Here is a 2139-nt window from a genome sequence, read left to right on the forward strand (position 1 = left end):
TAAGTATATAAATGTTAAAAACAAGAAAAAAGCCTAAAAAACCTAAAAAAACCTAAAAAAGCATAAAAAACAATAAACAAGAAAAAAACCTAAAAAACATAAAAATGAAATTAAAATAATAAAAAATATTTAATAATAATTATAAATAAAACTCTTTATTTCTTAAATCAAAATAAGGTTTAATTTTTCTTGTTTTAGTGGAATTTTCCAAGTTAATATTAGCAAATAATAATTGCTCTTTATTATCAGCTATTTTTACAGTATTACCATTATAATCACTTACCATAGATTTACCTGAAAATTCCATTTGATCTTCAATACCAACACGATTACACATTGCAATATTAACACTATTCTGAAATGCTTGAACATTAATTTCCCATTTAAAAAGTTCTTCTGGTTCTGAAGTAGTATTTGCTGTTGGAATAATAATAAGTTCTGCACCTTTTAAAGCACTTGTTCTAATACTTTCAGGATAATGTCTATCAAAACATACAACAATTCCAATTTTTCCAAATTTAGTATTAAAAACATTGAATCCTTCTTCTGAAGGAGTATAATAAGATTGCTCATAAAATTTATCACATTGAGCTATGTGAACCATTTTCTGTTTACCTATAATTTTACCAGAATCATCAATTAATAAACTCATATCATATAGCTTATTATTCTCTTTAATGTAAAAATTAGGTGATGAATATATATTATACATATTAGATGCTTTCTGTATTCCTTTAATATATTTAGAATTAAAATCTAGAATATACTTAGATACATCTGTTTTTTCATATTGTGGGAAAAACGGACTTAATTGAATTTCTGAAAAACAAATTAAATCTGCATTTTCCTTTGAAGCTTTCTTAATAAAATCAATAGACTTCTCATAATTTCTATTTAAATCATCATTTATTCTCATTTGTGCTAATGCAATTTTCATATTTTCACTATTTAATTTTTTCATATAAAAATTTTAAGAAAAAAATTCTAAAAAATTCTAAACTTAATAAAACAAAGAATCTGAAAAATTTTAAACCTAATAAAACTATCCTAAAAAAATTTTAACTTAATAAAAAAATAAATAATTTAAAAAATTTTAAACCTAATAAAGAACTAATATTATATATAAAAATATTATTAAAATAAATATTTTTATTAATTAAATTAGATCTATTCTAATTTATAATAGATTATATTTAATAATTCTATAAGGTGTCTAAAATTATTTTTTCAATTTTTTACTATATATTTCTTGGAATACTTGGAATAATAGTTGGATTAGCATCAGGACTTCTTGGAATTGGTGGAGGATTCCTAATGGTTCCTTTACAATATTTTGCATTAAGTTATTCAGGAGTAAATCCAGAAATAGGATTTAAAGTAGCACTTGGAACAAGTCTTGCATGTATTATACCAACTGCATTATCAGGAGCATATGTTCATAATAAGAAATCAGATATGAATATTCTTAAACCAGGAATAATATTTGGAATATTTGGTGCAGTAGGTGGATTTATTGGTGGAAAAGTAGCAGTTCTATTACCTTCAAGAATACTTGAATTAACAATCGGAATTATACTTATTTTAATTGCAATAAATTTATTTATTGATAGAGATAAAAGCAAAAAAGAACCTAAATTAAAATTAAATCTTGCAATTGGAGCAGTATTTGGTATATTTATTGGATTCTGTGCAGGATTATTTGGTATTGGTGGAGGAGTTATTCTTATACCAATGCTTATGGGTTTATTTGGATTTTCATTAATTGAAGCAATAGCAACTTCAACAATATTTATACCATTTACATCTATAGGTGGAACAATATCCTATGTACTTAGTGGATTAAATATGAATATCCTACCATATTCAATTGGTTATGTAAATTTAATAAACTTTTTTATTATAATAATATTTTCAATACCTATGGCAAGATTTGGGGCAAAAATTGCATATAAAATAGATGAGAAAAAATTAAAAATCATATATGCAGTAGTTTTAATTGTAATTAGTTTTAAATTACTTGGAATAATTCCAATTTAAAACTATTTACTTTTTTTATATTTAAAACTTTAAAATACTACTAAAAGCTATTTAAAATATAAAAATTACTTTAAAAAACTTTTAAATAAATAAAAACTAATT

The 2139-nt window shown here is 22.3% G+C and carries 2 protein-coding genes; one reads left to right on the forward strand and one right to left on the reverse strand.

The window, feature by feature from the left end; all coding sequences use genetic code 11:
* Positions 1–139: 139 nt before the first annotated feature.
* Positions 140–937 (reverse strand): carbon-nitrogen hydrolase family protein, encoded by a 798-nt coding sequence (locus tag BGI41_RS07805; protein WP_088540135.1) that lies wholly within the window; start codon positions 935–937, stop codon positions 140–142.
* Between the two features lie 272 nt (positions 938–1209).
* On the opposite strand from BGI41_RS07805, the gene BGI41_RS07810 reads away from it, so the two are divergent.
* Positions 1210–2037 carry a sulfite exporter TauE/SafE family protein gene (locus BGI41_RS07810; protein WP_233126347.1) on the forward strand — a complete coding sequence of 276 codons (828 nt, stop codon included), beginning with the start codon at positions 1210–1212 and terminating at the stop codon, positions 2035–2037.
* Positions 2038–2139: the final 102 nt, after the last annotated feature.

This window comes from Methanobrevibacter sp. 87.7, assembly GCF_002208625.1.
Taxonomy (GTDB): Archaea; Methanobacteriota; Methanobacteria; order Methanobacteriales; family Methanobacteriaceae; genus Methanarmilla.